The organism is Pseudomonas eutrophicaquae, from assembly GCF_023544715.1.
Taxonomy (GTDB): domain Bacteria; phylum Pseudomonadota; class Gammaproteobacteria; order Pseudomonadales; family Pseudomonadaceae; genus Geopseudomonas.
In genome coordinates, this window is sequence record NZ_JAMJEZ010000003.1 from 1 (window position 1) to 20,977 (window position 20,977).

Consider the following 20,977-nt stretch of genomic DNA (forward strand, 5'->3'; position numbering starts at 1 on the left):
AAGGGCAGTGGCGCGCTTTTCGCGCTGTTCCAGGGGGCTGAGGCTGCGTGCATCGTTGGTCATTTTGAAAATACTGACTATGCTCTATCTTATTGCCGGATTAATAATTCCCCCGTGCCGTTGAACAGCGTTTGAATCACTTGTGCCGGATGGCGCCAATTTCCCGTAATGAGGCTGCTGCAGTTTGCGTGGACTGTCGCTAGAATCGGGCGCTTATCGAATTGATGGGGTTCTTTTCATGCGTACCTTTCGCCTGGTCATCGCCTGTCCCGACCGAGTCGGCATTGTGGCCAAGGTCAGTAATCTGCTGGCGACCTACAATGGCTGGATCACCGAGGCGAACCACCACTCCGACCTCGACAGCGGCTGGTTCTTCATGCGTCACGAGATTCGTGCCGATTCCCTGCCGTTCGACCTCGATGGCTTCCGCCTGGCCTTCGCGCCGATTGCCCGTGAGTTTGGCATGCGCTGGGAAGTGTATGACTCGGCGGTCAAAAAGCGTGTGGTGCTGATGGCCAGCCGCGAATCCCACTGCCTGGCGGATCTGCTGCATCGCTGGCACAGCGGTGAGCTGGAGTGCGAGATTCCCTGCGTGATTTCCAACCATGACGACCTGCGCAGCATGGTCGAGTGGCACGGGATTCCCTACTTCCATGTGCCGGTTAACCCCGCTGACAAGGCGCCGGCCTTTGCTGAGGTCAATCGCCTGATTGCCGAGCATCAGGCCGATTGCGTGGTACTGGCCCGCTACATGCAGATCCTGCCGCCGGAGCTGTGCCAGGAATATGCCGGCCGGGTGATCAATATCCACCACAGCTTCCTGCCGTCGTTTGTCGGGGCCAAGCCTTACCATCAGGCGGCCAAGCGGGGCGTCAAGCTGATCGGCGCGACCTGTCACTACGTGACCGAGGAGCTCGATGCCGGGCCGATCATCGAGCAGGATGTGGCGCGGGTCACGCACCGCGAGGGGGCTGAGGACATGGTGCGCATCGGCAAGGATGTCGAGCGCCGTGTGCTGGCGCGTGGGCTACGCTATCACTTGCAGGATCGCGTGCTGGTACACGACAACCGCACGGTCGTGTTTGAGTAAGGCCGGCGTCCGCGCTCACATCATTGCTTCAGGAGGATCGCAACATGCTCAAATCGATCAAGGTTCGCGCCTACATGACCCGGCGCTTGGTCACGTTCCAGCCGGATATGGACCTGTTTCTGGCGATCAACCGCCTGCTGGAGCATGGTCTGGCCTCGGCGCCGGTGGTGGACGGCGAGGGGCGTCTGCTGGGCTTGCTGTCGGAGAGCGATTGCCTGCGCGCCATTCTTACCGGCGCCTATTTCGAGGACGCCCGGGGCACCGTGGGTGATTACATGAGTCGCGAGCTGGACACCATCAGCGCCGATGCCGATGTCATCGAGGCGGCGGAGGGCTTCCTGCGTGGGCAACGGCGTCGCCTGCCGGTGGTTGAGGATGGGCGTCTGGTCGGCATCCTTGCTCGCCGTGATGTGCTGCAGGCGGTCAAGGAGTTTGCCGAGCACGATCGCAAGCAGCATATGGAAGAGTGAGTGCAACACGGGGCTTCACGCGGGGCGAGGCTTCTGGTAAAAAGACGGCCTGCCAAGCGGGTGTCGTATAATGGCCATTACCTGGGCTTCCCAAGCCCATGACGTGGGTTCGATTCCCATCACCCGCTCCAGCTTCCCAGCAAGGCCCTGACTTCGTTCAGGGCCTTGTTGTTTCTGCGGCTTTTATCCCGGATGGCGCTGGCCTCGGTGCCTCGCCCGGCGCCCGCGCACTCAATACAGATCACGGCGATAGCGGCCTTCGCTTGAAAGCTGATCGACCGCGGCGCTGCCCAGAATCCCGCGCAGTACCGCATCCACCGACTGCCCCATGCCCTGCAGGCTGCCACAGACCAGCACGCAGCCGCCGCAGGCGATCCAGTGGCGCAGATCCTCGGCGGCATCGCGCAGCCGATCCTGTACGTAGCAATGGGGCCCAGCATCCCGTGAAAAGACCCGATCCAGACGGGCCAGATGCCCGGAGGCGAGCCAGCCCTGCAGCTCGTTGTCCAGCAGGCCGTCGTGCGCGACCTGACGCTCGCCAAACAGTAACCAGTGCCCGCCTTGCTGCAGACGCTCCCGCTCGCGCAGGTGGCTGCGCAGGCCCGCCAGCCCGCTGCCGTTGCCGATCAGCAGCAGTCGGCCGCTATCTGGCGGCAGCTGAAACGCAGGGTTGGGGCGTATCCGCAGATCAATCGAGGCGCCCAGCGGGCTATGCCGGCACAGCCAGCCGGAGCCTAGCCCGTAACCGCCTTTGGCGTGTCTGACCAGACGCACCAGCAAGTCCAGGGTGCCGTCAGCGGGGATCGAGGCAATCGAGTAGGTGCGGTGCGCCAGACGCGGCAGGTGCTCGAGCAGGGCTTCGGCGCTGCGCTGCCGCTCTGCCTCAGGCGCCTGTGGCCACTGGCGCCGCGCCAGATGCCAGGCCAGGGTCTGGCCGTCGGCCATCACCTGCTGACCATCGAGAGACAAGCGGGCCAGCCACTGCGCGACGGCGGCCGGTGCATGGCAGGGGCCGATCTCGACGAGATCACCAGCCTGCCAGTGAGGGAGCGGGGTGACGGCAATCTTCAGATGATAGAGCGGCGCGCCGAGGCTGCCGGGGTTTAGGCAATGGCGCTCCAGCAAGGTGCCTGGCTGATACTGAGGCGGCTGCCACTCGGTAAAGGCATGCTCGCCACTCAGTTGCGCCAGCTGGCGCTGCCACTGGTGCAGCACGGCAGGATCCAGGCAGTCGGCTTCCAGCGTCTCGAACAGCGCCTGAGCGCCCTGCTGGCGCAGATGCTGCTCCAGGTCCCTGGCGCAAGCGCAGAAAGCTGGGTATTGGCGATCTCCCAGCCCCAGCAGCGCATAGCGCAGGTGGTGCAGGTCGTGAGGGTGGGTGTGCAGCGACTGCAAAAAGCGCCGGGCATGATCGGGCGCTTCCCCATCACCGTAGGTGCTGACGACCAGCAGCAGGGTTTGCTCGGGTGGCAGTGGCCAGGGCAGCGCCTCGAGGGGCACTACCGAAACATCTTGCCCGGCGTCGCGCAGCTGCTGGGCGCTGCGCTCGGCCAGCGTGCGCGCCGCGCCACTCTGGCTGGCATAGGCTACCCAGCAGTGCACCTCGTCCACCTCGGGTACGGACGGGCGTTGCCGGCGGATCTGCTGCCCGGCACGCATGCAGAGCAGCAGCCAAAGCAGGATGGCCAGCACCGCCAGCGCCTCGCGCAGCGGCAGCAAGATCAGCGGCAGTACCAGGCTGGCGAGTGCGGCAGCGAGCCGCGAGCGGTTGAGAGGCATGATGGGCGGGGCGAATCCGGCAAGGGAGGGCCGGCCGCGCTAAGGGCGACCGGCCGGTTCAAGGGCAGGGTTACGGGGCCTGCACTTCCAGCGTGGCGCTGTACACCGCACGGCGTTCGGTGGCCGGGGCGGTGACGCCCGCGGTGGCGCTGAGCTCCGCCTCGATCCAGTACATGCCGGCGTTCGGCCAGGTGATGCGCACCTTGCCCGCGGCATCGCTTTTCACCGTGAAGTCGCCGGTTGCATCGCGGTAGCGGTTGCCACCCGGAATTACGCTGACCTCGACATCCGGCGCTGGCTGACCATCCAGCAGGAAGATGAACTCCGCCGCTTCACCGGCGAACAGGTCGTTGGGGTGGGTGACCGGCTGCAGCTCCAGCCCTTTGCCGCTCGGCTTGAGCACCTGCTCGGTCGGCTTGCCGACGGTCACGAAGGTTTCCATGCGGTTACTGGTCTGGATGACCCGCACATTCTGGGCCTCTTTGGGGATGGCGTCTTTAAGGTCTTGCGCCTTGCCCATCCAGCGGCCGCGCTCCTCACCGATCTTCCAGGTCGCCATCAGGCCACCATTGGCTACCGCCAGCTTGTAGGTGCCCTTCTGGGAAAGCTGTACATCGAAGGTGGTGCGATAGCGACCAACCGCGCCATTCTGCGCTTTGAGCGCACTGCCATCGGGCGCCAGGACCTGCAGCGTATTGGCTGGCCGGCGCATTGGCGCCCGGCCCGCCGGCTGGGCGTTCGGGCCTTTGCCGGCTTCAGCGGGTTTGGCCGCTGCCGGACTGCGGCCCGGCAGTGCCAGGGGTTTGCCGATGCCTTCCAGTTGCAGCGGGAAGTGTTCGAAATAGAACAGGTCATTGGAGACCGCCGCGTCCACGGTCACCCACGGATCTTCACCAGACAGCACGGTCGAGGAGGGCAGCATCCAGGCGCGGTGGGCTTGCGCGGACAGCGGCAGGCAGATGGCGAGGGTGAGGGCTGCCCATTTGAACATCGGTTTCATAGAATCAATCCTTGCGTCAGGGGTTCAGCGTGAGGGTGATGGCGCCCAGTTCAGTCTTGCCCTGGACCTGTTGCTGCTGGGCGGCACTGACCGGCCAGCTGAAGGGCACGCGCAGCAGTTCGCGGCCGCCGACCTCGCGGGCGGCTTCGACCACCAGGCGGTACTCGCCCTGCGCCAGGCCGCTCAGGCGCGGATCATTGGCGGCCACACTCAGGCGGTGGGTGCCGACGGCGCGGGTGGCGCCGCTGATGCCATCGACCGGCATCTCCAGGTTGCGCCCGCTGCGTCGCCACCACTGGCGCAGGTCCTTGAGCCACTTCTCGCCTTCCTTGTCCTTCATCTTCACGTCGTACCAGACGGCAAGATCCGCGACGTGCTGCTGATCGGCCCGCTCGAGCCAGACCGCGACGTAAGGACGGTGATATTCGGCGACCTCAAGACGCGGAATCTCCACGTCAATCAGCAGCTCGCCAGCCATGACCGGGCTAGCCAGCAGCCAGCCCAGGGGCAGCAGGTAGTTGCGCATGAAAAATCCCTCAGTGAATGAACAGCAGGGCGAGGAGCAGCGGCATCAGCAGCCCCAGCGCCGTCAGTGGCCAGGTGGTCGGCCGGCTGGCCGCCTGGCGTTTGAGCAGCCACAGGCCGGTGAGGCTGAAGATCACGCAGAGGCCGGCAAAGACATCGATGAAGGCACTCCACAGGGCGCCGGTATGGCGTCCCTTGTGCAGGTCGTTGAGATAGGCGATCCAGCCCCGGTCGGTGGACTCGTACTCCAGCGCGCCCGAGTCAATCTCAAGGCTCAGCCAGGCATCGCCTCCCGGGCGTGGCAGGCTGATGTACAGCTCACCCTCGCTCCATTCGGCCTCGCGGCCCTGCAGGCGGATCGTGAGCGACTGCTCCAGCCAGTCCTGCAGCGCCGCCGGCAGCCCATGCTCGGGCGCTGCCGCCTGCAGTTGCCGCTGCAGTGCCGGCGGCAAGCTCAGGGTGCGGCTAGTGACCTGGGCGCGGCTTTCGATCTGCGCGGCATGGTTGAGGGTGATGCCGGTGACGGCAAACAGCAGCATGCCGGCCAGGCAGAGCGCCGAACTGATCCAGTGCCATTGACGCAGGGTGCCGAGCCAGAGGGTGCGGGGCATGGTGCGCTCCAGGGCGTTTAGAAATCGACCGTCGCCGACAGCCACAGGCGACGCCCTTCCTCGACCAGGCCGGTGGTGCTGCTGGTGGAGTGGGCATAGTCGGTACCGTAAGCGGTGCCATCGACAACGCCGCCGGTGGTGTAGGTGGTGTAGGCCTTGCCCTCGAGAAAGTCCTTGTCCAGCAGGTTGTAGAGGCTGGCATTCAGGGTCACGTTGTCCGCCGCCTTGTACGAGCCGCCGAGGTGGAACAGGGTGTAGGCCTTGGTTTCCTTGCCCAGCGCGTCATAGATCGATTGGCTGGTCGAGCGGCTGCCGTTGGCATTGGCCAGGTTGGCGTAGGTCGAGGTGAAGCGGGCGCGCTCGCCGCGGTATTCACCCTTGAGCCACAGCTCGAGACGCTCGCTCGTCTGCCAGCCGAGCTTGAGGTTGGCCAGGTGCTCGGGCGTGTTGGTCAGCGGCTGCCCCTGGTTCTTGCCGCTCTTCTGCTCGCTGTCGGTGTAGGTGTAGTTGCCGCTCAGCGTCCAGCGCGGGGCAAACTCCCAGCGCGCTGCCAGTTCCAGCCCCTGGGTAACCGCTTCATCGACGTTGATCTTCTGGATGCAGGTGCCGCCGGTATTGCCCGCGCACAGGGCGTTGCTGATCGGGTCGCCGTCGGCGATCTTGTCGTTGAACTGGTTGAGGAACAGCGTGGCGTTACCGCTGAAGCCGGCCAGATTGTCGAAGTAGGCGCCGATTTCGTAGCTGGTCGACTCCTCGGGCTTGAGGTCCGGGTTGCCGATGGTGATGGTGCGGCCCTGGCCGGTCACGCCATTGATGCCGCTGTGCAGGTCATTCAGATCCGGCGCCTTGTAGCCTTTGCTGACCCCGCCTTTGAGGGTCCACTGATCGTTGGCGTTCCACACCAGATACGCGCGCGGGCTGACGTGGCCGCCAAAGGCCTCATGGTCGTCGTAGCGCGCGCCCAGGGTCAGGGCCAGATCATCGCGCAGCCGCCATTCATCTTCGGCGAACAGCGCCCAGGTAGTCTGCTCAAAATCTTCAGTGGCGATGCCGTCAGTCATTTCGGCTTCCCACCACTGGGCGCCGACGGTGGCGACGTGCTGCTCACCCAGCGGCGCGACCATTTTGGTGTCGAACACCAGGTTGGTGGTTTCCAGCTTGCGGTCATCGCCGATGCGCAGGCTGGGAATGGCTGGAACCGGTTGGCCAAAATCGTTGCCGGCGTTGGAGCCGGGGATGGTCCGGCCGAGGGTTTCGGTGGTGCTGCGCATCAGGCTGGAATCGAGGGTGCCGATGGCAAAACGCCCGGTGTGGGTGAGGGCAAACTGCTCGCGCTCAAAGCGCAGCTCATCATCATAGCCCGAGATGCGTCCGCCGTTGGGGTCGCTGGCGCTGGGGCGCTGATCCAGGGTGCCGAGCTGGCTCTCGTCGTTGTTGTAGCGCTGATTGCCGCGCTCGATATCGAGGGCGAAATCATGGTCCTGATGGGGGGTGAAGCTCAGGCGTGCGCCCAGGTTGTTGTTACGCCCTTCGACTGGGGAGGGGCCGCGCTGGCTGAGGGCGATACCGTTGTCGTAGCTCAGATCCGAGGCTTCACGGTCGAACAGGCTGGCGCGCAGTTGCAGGCCCAGCAGGTTCTCTACTAGCGGGCCGCTGAGGTACACGCTGGTGTTTCTGGTGTCGCCGTAGTCACTGTTTTCCTGGAAGGTGTGATCCAGCGTCAGCGAACCGCTCCACTGATCGGCGACCTTCTTGGTGATGATGTTGACCACACCGCCCATGGCGTCCGAGCCATACAGGGTGGACATCGGGCCGCGAATCACCTCGATACGCTCGATGGCGGACAGCGGCGGCATGAAGTTGTTGCGGGTTTCACCAAAGCCATTGGGCGTGACATTGCCGGCGGCATTCTGGCGGCGGCCGTCGATGAGGATCAGGGTGTACTCGCTGGGCATGCCGCGGATGCTGATGTTCAGGCCGCCGGTCTTGCCGGTGCCCTGGCCGATGTCGATGCCTTCGACGTCACCCAGCGCCTGTGCCAGGTTGTTATAGCGCTTTTGCTGCAGCTCCTGGGCGGAGATCACGCTGATGCTGGCGGGAGCGTCGGTGATCTTCTGCTCGAAACCCGAGGCGCTGACCACGACGTTATCCAGCTGGATCGGGGCATCTTGTGCGTGGAGCAGCGGGCTGGCTGCGGCAAGGGCGATGGCGACGGCAAGGGCGGAGCGAATGGGCTGGGTCATGGCGAATCTCGCTTGGTTCCTGGGAAACCAGTTCGGATGAATGATCTGGTGCCAATGATATGGATTCGCATGTAAAAGTCATTATCTTTACATTATCTTTACGCAGCGAATCGGCTGGTCGCATCCCGCGCCAAAGCATGAGCCTTGGCGCGGGATGTGGGCTCAGAAGCGTGCATTCACACTCAGCCAGAAGCTGCGTGCTTTGTCCTTGTTGTTGTAGTCGTCCAGATACGTGGGCTGAAAACCGTTGAGGCAGCTGGTGCCGCTGGAGCATTGGACGAAGTCGACCTGATAGGAGGTGAAATCCTCATTCAGTAGGTTATCGATGCGGCCATTGAAGGTGACGTGTTCGTTGAGTTCATAGCTGGCACCGAGGTGGAAGGTCTCATAATCCTTGTAGTAAGCCTCCTTGTTGTTGACCAGGCCGCGGTAACGCTTGGAGCGGGCCTCCATGCCCAGATGCAGATTCAGGTCCGGCAGCGCTTGCCAGTCGAGGGTGGCATTGAGCATATGTTTGGCGGTCTGATTGAGCGGCAGGCCCTTCTGGGCGCCACTCTTCTGCTCGCTGTCGGTATAGGTGTAGTTGCCGCGCAGCGCCCAGTCACGGGCGATCTGCCAGCGTCCGGCCACTTCAGCCCCCTTGATCACCACTTCGTCGATATTGGTCTTGCGGGTCGAGGTGGCATAACCCAGATCCGCATACTCGCCGGTGCTGGCACAGGTCAGGCCCGTGCCTGGCCCGCAGTTCTGGGAGCTGATCTTGTCCTTGAAATCATTGTGGAACAGGGTGGCGTTGAAGCTGTGGCGATTGGGGTGATTCCAGTAGAGCGCCACTTCGGTATTGCGGCTGGTTTCTGGTTGCAGGTCCGGATTACCGTACTGCGGCGAGGTGCCCTGACCGCCAAATCCGGTGACGCCGTCATACAGATCGGTGGTTTTGGGCGTCTTGTAGCCGGTGGAGATACCGCCCTTGAGTGTCCATTCGGGATTCAGGCGATAGACGGCGTACAGGCGTGGTGAGAGGTGATTGCCGTAGTCCTGGTGGTTGTCGTTGCGCACCCCCGCCGTCAGGGTAAAGGCCTCGATCGGTGTCCAGCTGTCCTCTGCGAACAGCGCCCACATCTTGTGCTCCTGCACCTTGCCCGTGCTGCCGGACTCCATGCCGTAGATGTCGTCTTTGAGCTCCCCATCGATCACCTGGCCGCCGAGTACCACCAGATGCTCGCCGCCCATGCCGTTCAGCGGTAGCTGCAGATTGGCATCCAGTGTGTACTGGTTGCTCTGCAGGGTGCGTTTCTCGCGGGGCAGGAAGGTTTCTTCTGCGATCTGTCGGCGTTCGGCCTCGCTCAGTCCTGCATAGATACCGTTGCTCTGGATGATCGGCAGCAGCCGCTGGCGCTCATCGACTGTGAAGGGCAGGGTGCGGCCCTTGTTATCGGTTTCGATATAGCTCAGCCCAACGAAGCTGCTGCCAAATTCCCAGTTGCCTTCATGGGACAGTGACCAGCTCTCGCGGGTGAAGACCTGCTCATCCAGATAGCCGACGCGCGGATCGGCCCGGCGTGTCCAAGTACCGCCACTGGCGCCGCAGGCGGCGGCATTGCTGCCCGTGCCGCCCACGCAGGCGTTGGCGGTACGCCAGAGGGTATCGATGCTGTCGACGGTGCCCAGTGGGAAGCTGCCATTCACGGGTTTATTGTCGTAGCGCTGCTTGGAGGTATCGATGTCCAGGGTGATGCGCTGGCGATCATCGGGTGTCAGGTAGAGGCTCAGGCCATAGGCAGTGTTGAGGTTGTCGACTGTCTTGCCGCCGCCGCCAAAGCCCAGGCTACGGGGATGCTGAGTGCCATCCGGGGCGATGGACGGGTCATATTGCGGGTTGGAAGCATCGCGCTGATAGCGGCTGGCGCGCAGGCCTGCACCCAGCAGGCCTTTGATCAGCGGGCCGCGCAGGCTGATATCAGTGGTGCGATCGTCGCCAAAATCGTTATCGGACTGGGAGGTGCGTCCGTGGGTCAGCGAGCCGCCCCAACGGTCAATGTCTTTCTTGGTGATGATGTTGATCACCCCACCCATGGCGTCGGCGCCATACAGGGTGGAGGCCGGGCCACGGATTACCTCGATACGCTCGACGGCATCAAGGGGCGGGATATGGTTGAACTGGTTACCGCCAAAGCTGTTGGGGTAGATGTCGCCATGGTTGTTTTGCCGTTTGCCGTCGATCAGCACTAGGGTGTAGTCCGAACCCATGCCGCGCATGCTGATGGTTTTCTGGCCCGTCTTGTCGGACGTTTCGCCGACATCGATGCCTTCCAGGTCGCGAATGGCATCGATCAGCGAGATGTAAGGCTTGCGCCTGAGCTCTTCTTCGCTCACGACGCTGATGCTGGCGGGGGCATCCGTGATCTTTTGCTCAAAACCGGCAGCACTGACTACGACGTTGTCCAGGGCGATAGGCTGCTCGTCAGCATAAAGGGTGTGGCTGGCGCAGGTGATGGCGATAGCGAGCAGAGAGCGGGAGGGTAGAGGCATGACGGCGGGCTACTCCAATAGGATTTTTGTTCGCCCGCAAATGATAATTTTTATCATTAAATTTTGATAAATATTTACATAAAGTTTACCCAGAGTGCCGGGTATCTCCACACAGGTGCAGCGCACGCCGCCCGGTGGCTTTCAGAACAAAGGCTTGAGGGGAGAGATAGAGGGCAAGGGGCGCAGCCGCTACCGGGTACTCCCGACAGGTTGATATGCCGCAGATAGCAAAGGGGCCGCAAAAGCGGCCCCGGGGAGGATCAGCGTTGACGTGGTACTGACTTGAGCAGCTCGGTAGGCGGCATCTCGCACTGGATCTTGCGACCGATCAGTGCCTCGATCGGCGGCAGGGCGAAGGCATCGTCCTCACCGGCAAAGCTGATCGAGGTGCCGCTGGCGCCCGCGCGGCCGGTACGGCCGATACGGTGCACGTAGTCGTCCGGATCTTCCGGCAGGGTGTAGTTGATCACATGGCTGACGCCATCCACATGGATGCCACGCCCGGCCACATCGGTCGCCACCAGCACGCGGATCTTGCCCTCACGGAAGCCCTCCAGCACCTTAATGCGCTTTTGCTGGGGCACATCACCGGACATCTGCGCGGCGCTGATGCCGTCACGGGTCAGGCGCTCCTCAATGCGGCGTACCTCGTCCTTGCGGTTGGCAAACACCATGACCCGCTCCCAGTTGTTCTGGGCGACCAGGTTGTAGAGCAGCTTGTACTTGTCGGCCCCCGAGACGGCATAGACATGCTGCTCGACGGTATCGCTGGCGACGTTCTCCGGCTCGATCTCAACGATCGCAGGCGCCGTAGTCCACTGCTTGGCCAGGTTCATCACATCATCGGTGAAGGTGGCCGAGAACAGCAGGGTCTGGCGCTCGCCCTTGTGCGGTGTCTGGCGGATGATCTGCCGCACCTGGGGGATGAAGCCCATGTCCAGCATGCGGTCGGCCTCATCGAGCACCATCACCTCGACCATGTCCAGGTGCACTTCACCGCGCTGGTTGAAGTCCAGCAGACGGCCGGGGGTGGCGACCAGAATGTCGCAGTAGCGCGCTTCCAGCTGCTTGAGCTGCTTGTCGAAGTCCATGCCGCCGACAAAGCTCATCACGTTCAGGCCGGTATGCTTGGTCAGGTCGCGCGCGTCATTGGCGATCTGCACCACCAGCTCGCGGGTCGGGGCAATGATCAGTGCGCGCGGCTCACCCATGTAGCGCTCTTTGGGCGGCGGGGTAATCAGCAGCTGGGTGATGGTCGAGATCAGGAAGGCCGCGGTCTTGCCGGTGCCGGTCTGGGCACGGCCAATAGCGTCACGCCCCTTGAGGGTATGACCAAGCACCTGAGCCTGAATCGGCGTGCAGTAGGTGAAGCCCAGCTCGTGAATGCCGCGCATCAGGCTCGGGGCCAGGGCGAAGTCGTGGAAGCGGGTCTTGCCTTCGGCCGGTTCGACCACGAAGTCCTCGAGGCTCCAGGCACTGTCGGCCTTGCGAGCCGGGCGTTCGCGGCGCTTGCGCTCACCGCGCTCGGCGCGCGGTTTCTTCGGCCGGCTGTTGCGTGCCTCGCTACGCGGCTCATCGCTCGCAGGCTGCGCGGCAGCCTCGGTGTCGGGGGTGGTTTGAGGCGCGGCGCCTTGCGCCTGCTCGTTCAGATCGGTGGGGGTCTGGGGTGCCTGGAGCACGGTCATCTCTGTGTTCTGTGGGAAGAATCAGGTTGCAGTGTAAAGCAAACGTGGCGGCGGGTGCCAAATCGCGCGCGCCGCTGGTCAGTCCTCAAGACGGGCCTTGAGCCAGTACGCAATGTCGCGCAGTTCGTCGTTGCACACTTCATGGCCCATCGGGTAGTCGTGCCAGGTCACGGCAACGTCCGCCTGCTGCAGCCAGTCATGGGCGCGCCGGCCCAGGGCGGCGGGTACGACCCCGTCTTCGCGGCCGTGCAGGCATAGCGCCGGTGTCGCTGCGTGACCTTGCAGCGGCTGCTGGCCGGCCTCGAAGGTCGGGGCGTAGGTGGAGAGGGCGATCACTCCGCCCAGCGGCTCACGGCTGCGCAGATAGGCGCTGTGCAGCACCACGGCGCCGCCCTGGGAGAAGCCAGCGAGGATGATCCGCCGGGCAGCAATTCCGGCCTGCCGCTGGGCCTCGATTAGCGAAAGAACACTCTGGCTGGACTCCTCCAGCTGCTCAAGATCGAGCGCGCACTCGGGCTGCAAGGCAATGATGTCGTACCAGGACGGCATGCTCCAGCCGCCATTGAGGGTCACCGGGCGCGTCGGCGCCTGGGGCAGCACGAAGCGCACATCGGGCAAAACCCCCTGCAGCGCTTCGGCCACCGGCTGGAAGTCAAAGCGATCCGCCCCAAGACCATGCAGCCAGATCACGCAGGCGGTGGCCGGGCCGGCCGGTTCAAGGATCAGGGGGGCAATAGCGGACATGCAGAACTCCGGGGTTGAAACAGTCAGAGGACGGCGATTATCGCTGCCCGGTGGTCATCCCGGAAGGGCTGCGCGGGGGATCGACCTCGATCACGCCGTCCGCCACGACCAGCAGGGTGCTGTGCCCGGCCTCGATCTCCGGTGTCGGCATCGAGCCCTCGTCCAGGCGGCTGACCGCCATCGCTCGCAGCACCGGCTCCCGTTGAGCACCCTGGCTGCGCAGATCCAGACGCACCAGGCGATAGCCGTTTGCACCCAGCGAGTCGCTGAGCAGCGCGGCGCGTCCCTTGAAGGCCGCCACGGCCTCGCGCAGCAACTGCTCCTCATGCTGGCGACGGCTGGTGGGCGACAGGCTGAAGTGCATGCCGGCCAGCTGCAGTCGCTCCTGCAACTGGCCGGTCAGGCGGGCGAGGGCGGCAAAATCGGCACTCTCAAGGCGCAGCTCAGCGCGCTCACGCCAGGCGACGATGCGTCGGCCCGCCTCATCATGGACCGGCCGGCTGGCGCGGCTGCCCAGGCGGCTGTCGACGCCGGCCACCGCGCGGCTTTGCTGCAGCGCCTCGTTGAGTTCGCGGGTGATCTGCGCGGCCAGCTCGGCCGGGCGGGATTTTTGCTGCTCGATATACAGAATGACGTGCATGCGGTCATGGGCCACTTCGCGGCTGACTTCCGCGCGCAGGCTGACCTGGTTATAGCGGAGTTCTTCAGCGTACAGGGCGGGCGCGCTCAAGGCGCTGCCCAGCGTCAGGGCAAGGAACAGCGGGCGGATCGGCAACATCGGGTACACTCCGGGCGGCTATGGCAAACCTGCCACAGTATGCGCCGCCGCGCCGCGGGCTGTGCATTTTTGCCGCACGGCATCCTTGGGGGTGCTGGTTATAATTCGCACGATTCACGGAGCTGCCCATGCGTGCCCCTGCCCAGCTGCTGTTTTCCGCCAGTCTGCAGAACCTTGGCCGGCTGGTGCTGATTCGCCTGCTTGTGCTGGCTGCCCAGGCTGGATCGGTCGGCTTTGCCTGGTGGTCGGACCTGCTGCCCCTGCCCTGGACTGAACTGGGCATCACCCTGGTGCTCTCGGCCCTGCTGTGTCTTTTGACCGCGCTGCGCCTGCGTGCGCCTTGGCCTGTGACCGAACAGGAGTATGCCCTGCAGCTGGTTTGCGACCTGCTGATCCACAGCGTGCTGTTGTATTACACCGGTGGCTCGACCAACCCCTTTGTGTCCTATTACCTGGTGCCGCTGACCATTGCCGCGGCCACCCTGCCGTGGCTGTACTCGATCGTACTCAGCGGGCTGGCACTGACCGGCTATACCCTGCTGCTCGTCTGGTATCACCCGCTGCACACCCAGAGCCTGCAGCACGAGGTGATGCTGATCAATCTGCACCTGTTCGGCATGTGGCTGAACTTTGCCCTGTCCGCCGCGTTCATCACCTTTTTCGTGGTCAAGATGGCCGATGCGCTGCGTACCCAGGATCGCCTGCAGGCCGAGCGCCGCGAGGACGGCATGCGTGACCAGCAATTGCTGGCCGTCGCCACTCAGGCTGCCGGGGCGGCGCATGAGCTGGGCACACCGCTGGCGACCATGAGCGTGCTGCTCAAGGAGCTGCGCCGCGAGCAGCGTGATGACCCGGCACTGCAGGAGGATCTGGCCCTGCTGCAGGAGCAGGTGAGCCTGTGCAAGGAAACCCTGCAGCAGCTGGTGCGCGCCGCGGAAGACGAGCGCCGGCAGAGCATCCGTCTGCAGCCGGTCAGCGAGTGGCTGGCGGCGACGCTGGATCGCTGGCACCTGATGCGCCCCGAGGCGACCTGGCGCTATCGCTGCCTGGGGATTGGCCCTGCGCCCGAGTTGATGCCGCCGGCCGATCTCAGCCAGGCGCTGCTCAATCTGCTCAACAATGCCGCCGATGCCTGTGCGGACAATCTGCTGGTCCAGCTGGACTGGGACGAGCGTGAAATCTGCCTGAGCATTCGCGATCACGGTGCCGGTGTGCCGCTGGCGATTGCCGAGCAGCTGGGCAAGCCGTTCTTCACCACCAAGGGCAAGGGGTTCGGGCTGGGGCTGTTCCTCAGTCAGGCCAGCGTCAGCCGCGCCGGTGGAACGGTCAAGCTCTACAACCACGAAGAGGGTGGCACGCTCACCGAGCTACGCCTGCCCCGAACCTGAGGCGTGGCCCTGCACGCCCGTTCTGCCTTGCGAGGAAGTCATGAGTGAAGAAACCCTGTTCGACAGCGAGGAACAGCCCCACCTGCTGCTGGTGGACGATGACCCGACCTTCAGCCGGGTGCTGGCGCGGGCGATGAGCCGGCGCGGTCTGCGCGTGTCGGTGGCCGGTTCGGCCGAGGAAGGGCTGGCCCTGGCCGAGCAGGATCTGCCCGATTACGCGGTGCTGGATCTGAAGATGGACGGCGATTCGGGCCTGGTGCTGCTGCCACGGCTGCTGGAGCTGGACAGCGAGATGCGCGTGGTGATCCTCACCGGCTACTCGAGCATCGCCACGGCGGTCGAAGCGATCAAGCGCGGTGCCTGCAACTACCTGTGCAAGCCGGCCGATGCCGATGATGTGCTGGCGGCGCTGGTCTCCGAGCATGTCGATGTCGACAGCCTGGTGCCGGAAAACCCCATGTCGGTCGATCGCCTGCAGTGGGAGCACATCCAGCGGGTGCTGACCGAGCACGACGGCAATATCTCGGCGACCGCCCGCGCACTGGGCATGCACCGGCGCACCCTGCAGCGCAAGTTGCAGAAGCGTCCGGTACGCCGCTAACACACCGCACCCCGGTGGGCTGTGCCGCCGGCTATCATGGCCGGCCTTGCTGATTCCGGTGGTGCGCTGATGCTGTCCCTGTTCCTGCAGACCCTGGCGGTGACCCTGCCGGTATTCGCCATGCTGTTTCTGGGCTTTGTGCTGCGCTGGCGCGGGCAGATCGACGAGCCGTTCATCCATACCGCCAGTGCGCTGGTCTTCAATCTCAGCCTGCCGGTGCTGCTGTTTCTGGCCATCCTGCGGGCGGATCTGGCCAGCGCCCTGCAGCCGGCGCTGCTCGGCTACTTTGTGGTCGCCACGCTGGGCTGCTTCCTGCTGGCCTGGGGCTGGGCGCTCTGGCGGGTGCCGCGGGCGGATCGCGGTGTGTATGTACAGGGCGCGTTTCGCGGCAACAACGGCATCGTCGGGCTGGCGCTGGCGGCCAGCCTGTATGGCGATTACGGACTGTCACTGGGCGGGGTGCTGGGCGGGGTGGTGATCCTTACCTACAACAGCCTGTCGGTGCTGGTGCTGGAGTACTACAACCCGAATGCACGCGCCACGCCCTGGAGCGTGCTGCGCGGGATTCTGCGTAATCCGCTGATCCTCGGCGTGCTGGCAGCGATTCCCTTTGCCGCTTGGCAAGTGGCCCTGCCGCAGTGGCTGCTGACCTGCGCTCAATACCTCGCCCAGCTGACCTTGCCACTAGCGCTGCTGTGTATCGGTGCCAGCCTGTCGCTGGCAGTACTGCGGCGCAGCAGTACGCGCGCCCTGGGCGCGAGTCTGATGAAGATGGTCTGGTTGCCGGCGCTGGCCACCGCCGGTGCCGCCGCCTGGGGTTTTCGCGGGGCTGAACTGGGGATTCTGTTTTTGTATTTTGCGAGCCCGACCGCCGCCGCCAGCTTCATCATGGCCCGCGCGGCGGGCGCAGATCATCAGCTGGCGGCGGCGATCATTGTGATCACCACCTTGCTGGCAGTGGTGACCATCAACAGCGGATTGTTCGTGCTGCAGTGGCTGGGAGTGATCTGACGGGACGCCCTCAGCGCTGATTCCGCCAGGCTTGCCCACCGATCACCAGCAGGGTGATGGCGGTCAGCGGCAGCACGAACCAGATCATCGCCTGACTGAACAGGGCCAGCCCCGGTGCATCGGTGCTGTGCATGATCAACCAGGCGGTGTAGATCGCGTAGTAGCCGACAAACAGCGCGCCTTCCCAGCGCTTGATGCAGTATCCGGCAAAGAAGATCGGCAGGCAGGCCACCGCCACGGCAATCATCACCGGGAAGTCGAAGGCCAGGGCATTGGTCGAGACGTTGATCGGCAGCGGCGAGACCAGCGAGGCCAAGCCGAGCACGCAAAGCAGGTTGAACAGGTTGCTGCCGACCACGTTGCCGACGGCAATGTCGCGCTCGCCCTTGAAGGCGGCGATCATCGAGGTAGCCAGCTCCGGCAGCGAGGTGCCGATGGCGATCACCGTCAGGCCGATCACCAGCTCGGACAGGCCCAGCGCCTTGGCCAGGGTGACGGCGCCTTCCACCAGGAAGTTGGAGCCGCCGACCAGCAGCACCAGACCCACCACCAGCAGGGCAAGGTTGATTGCCCAGGCATAGGGCTTGGGTGCTTCATGCAGGCCGAACTCCTCGGCAAATTCATCGCCATTGGCAGCGGCCTTGTCCTTGCGGCTGCTGATGATCAGGAACGCGGTATAGGCGATCACGGCGCCGAACAGCAGCACGCCGTCGAGGCGGCTGAGGCTGCCGTCCATCGCCAGCGCCCAGGTCACCAGGCTGGCGCCGATCATCAGCGGCACATCGAGGCGGATCAGCTGGCGCGAGACCAGCAGCGGCGCGACCAGCGCCGACAGGCCGAGGATCAGCAGCACGTTGGCGATGTTGCTGCCGACCACGTTGCCGATGGCGATGTCGCCGGTCCCCTCCAGGGCCGCCTGCACGCTCACCGCGGTTTCCGGCGCGCTGGTGCCGAAGGCCACCACGGTCAGGCCGATGATCAGTGGCGGGATGCCAAATTGTGCGGCCAGGCGCGCGGCGCCACGCACCAGCACCTCGGCGCCGACGACCAGCAGCACCAGGCCGCCGATCAGGTAGACGAAGGTCATCACAGTCATGTTTGCAGAGTTCCGCAGGGGGGATAGGGGGGAGGGCGTCATTATCCTGCAGGTGGCAGGTGTCTGACAGGGGCGGGTGAGGCTGGCGCCGCCTCGTTACCAGGCTTGCATCCCTCGCCCAGCGCAGGGCGAGGGATGCGCGCGCACCGGCAGGGGGCGGCGCGCTGTCAGCCTTCGAGCAGCTGCTTGAGCAGTTCGTTGACCTGGCCGGGGTTGGCCTTGCCCTTGGAGGCCTTCATCGCCTGGCCGACGAAGAAGCCGAACAGCTTGCCGCGCTTGGCCTCGTCGCTGGCGCGGTACTGCTCGACCTGGGCGGCGTTGGCGTCCAGCACCTCCTTGAGCATCGCCTCGATGGCGCCGCTGTCGGTGACCTGCTTGAGCCCCTTCTGCTCGATGATCGCATCGGCCGACTCACCTTCGCCGGCGGCGAGGAAGCGGAACACATCCTTGGCGATCTTGCCGGAGATGGTGTTGTCCTTGATGCGCAGGATCAGCCCGCCGAGCTGCGCGGCGGAAACCGGCGACTGCTCGATGTCGATACCTTGCTCGTTGAGCAGGCTGGACAGCTCGCCCATCACCCAATTGGCCGCCAGCTTGGCGTCGCCGCAGGCCTGCTGCACCTGCTCGAAGTATTCGGCCAGCTCGCGGCTGGCGGACAGCACGCTGGCATCATAGGCGGACAGGCCGTACTGGCTCTGGAAGCGCGCGCACTTCTCGGTCGGCAGTTCCGGCAACTCGCTGCGCACCTGTTCGATGAAGCTGTCTTCCAGCACCACCGGCAAGAGGTCCGGGCAGGGGAAGTAGCGGTAGTCGTTGGCCTCTTCCTTGCCGCGCATCGAGCGGGTTTCGTCCTTGTTCGGGTCGTACAGGCGGGTTTCCTGCACCACCTTGCCGCCATCCTCGATCAGCTCGATCTGCCGCTGGATCTCGTGGTTGATTGCTTTCTCGATGAAGCGGAACGAGTTGACGTTCTTGATCTCGGCGCGAGTGCCGAAGGCTGCCTGGCCCTTGGGGCGCACCGAGACGTTACAGTCGCAGCGCAGCGAGCCTTCGGCCATGTTGCCGTCGCAGATGCCGAGATAACGCACCAGCGCGTGGATCGCCTTGACGTAGGCCACCGCCTCCTTGGCCGAGCGGATGTCCGGCTCGGAGACGATCTCCAGGAGCGGGGTGCCGGCGCGGTTGAGGTCGATGCCGGACATGCCGTGGAAGTCCTCGTGCAGGCTCTTGCCGGCGTCCTCTTCCAGGTGCGCACGGGTGATGCCGATGCGCTTGACGGTGCCGTCTTCCAGGGTGATATCCAGATGGCCGCGGCCGACCACCGGGTGATCCATCTGGCTGGTCTGGTAGCCCTTGGGCAGGTCGGGGTAGAAGTAGTTCTTGCGTGCGAACACGTTGCTGCGGCCCAGCTCGGCGTCGATCGCCAGGCCGAACTTCACCGCCATGCGCACGGCCTGTTCATTGAGTACCGGCAGGGTGCCGGGCATGCCTAAGTCAACCAGGCTGGCCTGGGTGTTCGGCTCGGCGCCAAAGGTAGTGGCGCTGCCGGAGAAGATCTTCGAGTGGGTGGAGAGCTGGGCGTGGATTTCCAGCCCGATCACGGCTTCCCATTGCATAGGTGTCGTCCTCAGAATCCGGCCGGGGTGCGGGTGTGCCAGTCAGTGACCTGCTGGTACTGGTGCGCCACGTTGAGCAGGCGCGCTTCCTGGAAGTACGGCGCCAAGAGCTGCACGCCCACCGGCAGGTCATCGACGAAGCCGGCCGGCATGGACAGGCCGGGGATGCCGGCGAGGTTGGCGGTGATGGTATAGATGTCTTCCAGATAGGCGGAGACCGGATCGGCGCTCTTCTCGCCGAGCTTCCAGGCGAGGTTCGGGGTGGTCGGGCCTAGGATCACATCGACCTCAGCGAAGGCGCTGACAAAATCATTTTTGATCAGGCGGCGGATCTTCTGTGCCTTCAGGTAGTAGGCATCGTAGTAGCCAGCCGACAGCGCGTAGGTGCCGACCATGATGCGCCGCTTGACCTCGGCACCAAAGCCCTCGCCGCGCGAGCGCTTGTACAGGTCCTCAAGGTTGACCGGGTCCGCGCAGCGATAGCCAAAGCGCACGCCGTCAAAACGCGACAGGTTGGAGCTGGCCTCGGCCGGGGCGATCACGTAGTAGGCGGGGATGGCGTGCTGCAGGTTCGGCAGCGAGATCTCTTTGACCGTGGCGCCGAGCTTCTTTAGCTCCTCGACCACCGCCAGTACGGTCTCGGCGATGCGTGCGTCCAGACCCGCACCGAAGTACTCCTTCGGCAGGCCGATGCGCAGGCCGGCCAGCGGCTGGCTGAGCGCGGCCAAGTAGTCGTCCACCGGCACGTCGACGCAGGTCGAGTCCTTGGCATCGAAGCCGGCCATGGCGCCGAGCAGCAGGGCGCAGTCCTCGGCGCTGCGCGCCAGCGGGCCGCCCTGATCGAGGCTAGAAGCGTAGGCGATCATGCCCCAGCGCGACACCCGGCCGTAGGTCGGCTTGAGGCCGGTGAGGTTGGTCAGCGCTGCCGGCTGGCGGATCGAGCCGCCGGTGTCGCTGCCGGTGGCGGCCGGGATCAGCCCGGCGGCCACGGCGGCAGCCGAGCCGCCCGAGGAGCCGCCCGGTACGCGGGAGGTGTCCCAGGGGTTCTTCACCGCACCGAAGTGGCTGGATTCATTCGCCGAGCCCATGGCGAACTCGTCCATGTTCAGCTTGCCGAGGCTGACCGCGCCGGCCGCGGCGAGCTTCTCGACCACAGTGGCATCGTAGGGCGCCTTGAAGTTGTGGAGGATCTTCGAGGCGCAGGTGGTCAGCACGCCCTTGGTGCAGAACAGGTCCTTGTGGGCGATCGGCGCACCGAGCAGCGCGCCGTGCTCGCCGGCGGCGCGGCGGGCATCGGCGGCAGCGGCCTGGGCGCGAGCCTCGTCGGCGCTGACGGTGATGAAGCTGTTGAGCTGCGGATCAAGCGCCTCGATGCGCGAGAGCAGTGCCTCGGTCAGCTCGAGCGCGGAAAAGTCCTTGGCGGCCAGGCCGCGGGCGATTTGCGTCAGAGTCAGTCGATGCATCACTCGATCACCTTGGGAACCAGATACAGGCCGTTTTCCACCGCCGGGGCGATGGCCTGATAGGCGTCGCGGCAGTTGTTCTCGGTCACCACGTCGGCGCGCAGGCGCTGGGTGGCTTCCAGCGGGTGGGCGAGCGGTGCGATGCCATCGGTCTCGACCGACTGCATGCGATCGATCAGCCCGAGGATGTTGTTCAGGGTCTCGGTGGTGCGCGGAATCTCCGCCTCATCGAAGCCTAGGCGGGCAAGATGGGCGATTTTTTCCACGTCGCAGCGTTCGAGCGCCATCGGAAATCTCCAGCGGAAAGCGAGGGGTGTGGGCGGTCGCGGACAAGGGGCACTCATG

18 protein-coding genes and 1 tRNA gene are annotated in these 20,977 nt (G+C 64.7%); 6 read left to right on the top strand and 13 right to left on the bottom strand.

What is annotated here, in order from left to right; genetic code table 11:
* Positions 1-238 precede the first annotated feature (238 nt).
* From purU to MXC11_RS01790, 3 genes are all read left to right on the top strand, one after another.
* On the top strand, positions 239-1,090 hold the full coding sequence (gene purU, locus MXC11_RS01780) for a formyltetrahydrofolate deformylase (RefSeq protein WP_250004356.1): 852 nt from the start codon (positions 239-241) through the stop codon (positions 1,088-1,090).
* A 44-nt stretch (positions 1,091-1,134) separates the two neighbouring features.
* On the top strand, positions 1,135-1,560 hold the full coding sequence (locus MXC11_RS01785; RefSeq protein WP_250004359.1) for a CBS domain-containing protein: 426 nt from the start codon (positions 1,135-1,137) through the stop codon (positions 1,558-1,560).
* A 56-nt stretch (positions 1,561-1,616) separates the two neighbouring features.
* A tRNA-Gly gene (locus MXC11_RS01790) sits at positions 1,617-1,691 on the top strand.
* A 100-nt stretch (positions 1,692-1,791) separates the two neighbouring features.
* On the opposite strand, the gene MXC11_RS01795 is transcribed toward MXC11_RS01790, so the two are convergent.
* The 9 genes from MXC11_RS01795 to MXC11_RS01835 form a co-directional block, all read right to left on the bottom strand.
* Positions 1,792-3,339, bottom strand: a complete 1,548-nt coding sequence (locus tag MXC11_RS01795) for a sulfite reductase subunit alpha (protein ID WP_250004362.1) — start codon at positions 3,337-3,339, stop codon at positions 1,792-1,794.
* A gap of 70 nt (positions 3,340-3,409) precedes the next feature.
* Complete coding sequence (locus MXC11_RS01800; protein ID WP_250004364.1) at positions 3,410-4,339, bottom strand: DUF4198 domain-containing protein; 930 nt, start codon at positions 4,337-4,339, stop codon at positions 3,410-3,412.
* 16 nt (positions 4,340-4,355) lie between these two features.
* Complete coding sequence (locus tag MXC11_RS01805; RefSeq protein WP_250004367.1) at positions 4,356-4,865, bottom strand: DUF2271 domain-containing protein; 510 nt, start codon at positions 4,863-4,865, stop codon at positions 4,356-4,358.
* A gap of 10 nt (positions 4,866-4,875) precedes the next feature.
* Positions 4,876-5,475, bottom strand: coding sequence for a PepSY-associated TM helix domain-containing protein (locus MXC11_RS01810; RefSeq protein ID WP_250004369.1), 600 nt, complete (start codon positions 5,473-5,475; stop codon positions 4,876-4,878).
* Between the two features lie 17 nt (positions 5,476-5,492).
* Positions 5,493-7,718 carry a TonB-dependent receptor domain-containing protein gene (locus MXC11_RS01815; RefSeq protein ID WP_250004372.1) on the bottom strand — a complete coding sequence of 742 codons (2,226 nt, stop codon included), beginning with the start codon at positions 7,716-7,718 and terminating at the stop codon, positions 5,493-5,495.
* A 162-nt stretch (positions 7,719-7,880) separates the two neighbouring features.
* On the bottom strand, positions 7,881-10,250 hold the full coding sequence (locus MXC11_RS01820; protein WP_250004374.1) for a TonB-dependent receptor domain-containing protein: 2,370 nt from the start codon (positions 10,248-10,250) through the stop codon (positions 7,881-7,883).
* 260 nt (positions 10,251-10,510) lie between these two features.
* Positions 10,511-11,935, bottom strand: coding sequence for an ATP-dependent RNA helicase RhlB (gene rhlB, locus MXC11_RS01825; RefSeq protein ID WP_250004378.1), 1,425 nt, complete (start codon positions 11,933-11,935; stop codon positions 10,511-10,513).
* A 78-nt stretch (positions 11,936-12,013) separates the two neighbouring features.
* Complete coding sequence (locus MXC11_RS01830; RefSeq protein ID WP_250004380.1) at positions 12,014-12,679, bottom strand: alpha/beta hydrolase; 666 nt, start codon at positions 12,677-12,679, stop codon at positions 12,014-12,016.
* Between the two features lie 37 nt (positions 12,680-12,716).
* Positions 12,717-13,457: an SIMPL domain-containing protein gene (locus MXC11_RS01835; protein WP_250004383.1), complete on the bottom strand. Its 741-nt coding sequence runs from the start codon at positions 13,455-13,457 to the stop codon at positions 12,717-12,719.
* Positions 13,458-13,585: 128 nt separating this feature from the next.
* Between MXC11_RS01835 and MXC11_RS01840 the strand changes: the two genes are divergently transcribed.
* From MXC11_RS01840 to MXC11_RS01850, 3 genes are all read left to right on the top strand, one after another.
* On the top strand, positions 13,586-14,845 hold the full coding sequence (locus tag MXC11_RS01840; RefSeq protein ID WP_250004386.1) for an ATP-binding protein: 1,260 nt from the start codon (positions 13,586-13,588) through the stop codon (positions 14,843-14,845).
* A gap of 40 nt (positions 14,846-14,885) precedes the next feature.
* A complete protein-coding gene (locus MXC11_RS01845) occupies positions 14,886-15,446 on the top strand; it encodes a response regulator transcription factor (RefSeq protein ID WP_250004389.1) in 561 nt (186 codons plus the stop codon).
* A 69-nt stretch (positions 15,447-15,515) separates the two neighbouring features.
* Positions 15,516-16,457, top strand: coding sequence for an AEC family transporter (locus MXC11_RS01850; protein ID WP_250004393.1), 942 nt, complete (start codon positions 15,516-15,518; stop codon positions 16,455-16,457).
* A 10-nt stretch (positions 16,458-16,467) separates the two neighbouring features.
* Here MXC11_RS01850 and MXC11_RS01855 read toward each other — a convergent pair whose 3' ends face one another.
* The 4 genes from MXC11_RS01855 to gatC all read right to left on the bottom strand — a co-directional run bounded on the left by MXC11_RS01855 (position 16,468) and on the right by gatC (position 20,919).
* A complete protein-coding gene (locus MXC11_RS01855; RefSeq protein ID WP_250004408.1) occupies positions 16,468-17,553 on the bottom strand; it encodes a calcium/sodium antiporter in 1,086 nt (361 codons plus the stop codon).
* 167 nt (positions 17,554-17,720) lie between these two features.
* The gene (gene gatB, locus MXC11_RS01860) at positions 17,721-19,169 is read right to left on the bottom strand and encodes an Asp-tRNA(Asn)/Glu-tRNA(Gln) amidotransferase subunit GatB (protein WP_250004411.1); all 1,449 of its coding nucleotides are present in this window, start codon (positions 19,167-19,169) and stop codon (positions 17,721-17,723) included.
* Between the two features lie 11 nt (positions 19,170-19,180).
* The gene (gatA, locus tag MXC11_RS01865; RefSeq protein ID WP_250004414.1) at positions 19,181-20,635 is read right to left on the bottom strand and encodes an Asp-tRNA(Asn)/Glu-tRNA(Gln) amidotransferase subunit GatA; all 1,455 of its coding nucleotides are present in this window, start codon (positions 20,633-20,635) and stop codon (positions 19,181-19,183) included.
* Positions 20,632-20,919, bottom strand: a complete 288-nt coding sequence (gene gatC / locus MXC11_RS01870; protein ID WP_250004417.1) for an Asp-tRNA(Asn)/Glu-tRNA(Gln) amidotransferase subunit GatC — start codon at positions 20,917-20,919, stop codon at positions 20,632-20,634. Before gatC ends, gatA begins: the two co-directional genes overlap by 4 nt.
* Positions 20,920-20,977 lie beyond the last annotated feature (58 nt).

Coding starts and splice junctions, on each gene's coding strand:
- purU (WP_250004356.1), top strand. CDS start 239: ATGCGTACCTTTCGCCTGGTCATCGCCTGTCCCGACCGAGTCGGCATT.
- MXC11_RS01785 (WP_250004359.1), top strand. CDS start 1,135: ATGCTCAAATCGATCAAGGTTCGCGCCTACATGACCCGGCGCTTGGTC.
- MXC11_RS01795 (WP_250004362.1), bottom strand. CDS start 3,339: ATGCCTCTCAACCGCTCGCGGCTCGCTGCCGCACTCGCCAGCCTGGTA.
- MXC11_RS01800 (WP_250004364.1), bottom strand. CDS start 4,339: ATGAAACCGATGTTCAAATGGGCAGCCCTCACCCTCGCCATCTGCCTG.
- MXC11_RS01805 (WP_250004367.1), bottom strand. CDS start 4,865: ATGCGCAACTACCTGCTGCCCCTGGGCTGGCTGCTGGCTAGCCCGGTC.
- MXC11_RS01810 (WP_250004369.1), bottom strand. CDS start 5,475: ATGCCCCGCACCCTCTGGCTCGGCACCCTGCGTCAATGGCACTGGATC.
- MXC11_RS01815 (WP_250004372.1), bottom strand. CDS start 7,718: ATGACCCAGCCCATTCGCTCCGCCCTTGCCGTCGCCATCGCCCTTGCC.
- MXC11_RS01820 (WP_250004374.1), bottom strand. CDS start 10,250: ATGCCTCTACCCTCCCGCTCTCTGCTCGCTATCGCCATCACCTGCGCC.
- rhlB (WP_250004378.1), bottom strand. CDS start 11,935: ATGACCGTGCTCCAGGCACCCCAGACCCCCACCGATCTGAACGAGCAG.
- MXC11_RS01830 (WP_250004380.1), bottom strand. CDS start 12,679: ATGTCCGCTATTGCCCCCCTGATCCTTGAACCGGCCGGCCCGGCCACC.
- MXC11_RS01835 (WP_250004383.1), bottom strand. CDS start 13,457: ATGTTGCCGATCCGCCCGCTGTTCCTTGCCCTGACGCTGGGCAGCGCC.
- MXC11_RS01840 (WP_250004386.1), top strand. CDS start 13,586: ATGCGTGCCCCTGCCCAGCTGCTGTTTTCCGCCAGTCTGCAGAACCTT.
- MXC11_RS01845 (WP_250004389.1), top strand. CDS start 14,886: ATGAGTGAAGAAACCCTGTTCGACAGCGAGGAACAGCCCCACCTGCTG.
- MXC11_RS01850 (WP_250004393.1), top strand. CDS start 15,516: ATGCTGTCCCTGTTCCTGCAGACCCTGGCGGTGACCCTGCCGGTATTC.
- MXC11_RS01855 (WP_250004408.1), bottom strand. CDS start 17,553: ATGACTGTGATGACCTTCGTCTACCTGATCGGCGGCCTGGTGCTGCTG.
- gatB (WP_250004411.1), bottom strand. CDS start 19,169: ATGCAATGGGAAGCCGTGATCGGGCTGGAAATCCACGCCCAGCTCTCC.
- gatC (WP_250004417.1), bottom strand. CDS start 20,919: ATGGCGCTCGAACGCTGCGACGTGGAAAAAATCGCCCATCTTGCCCGC.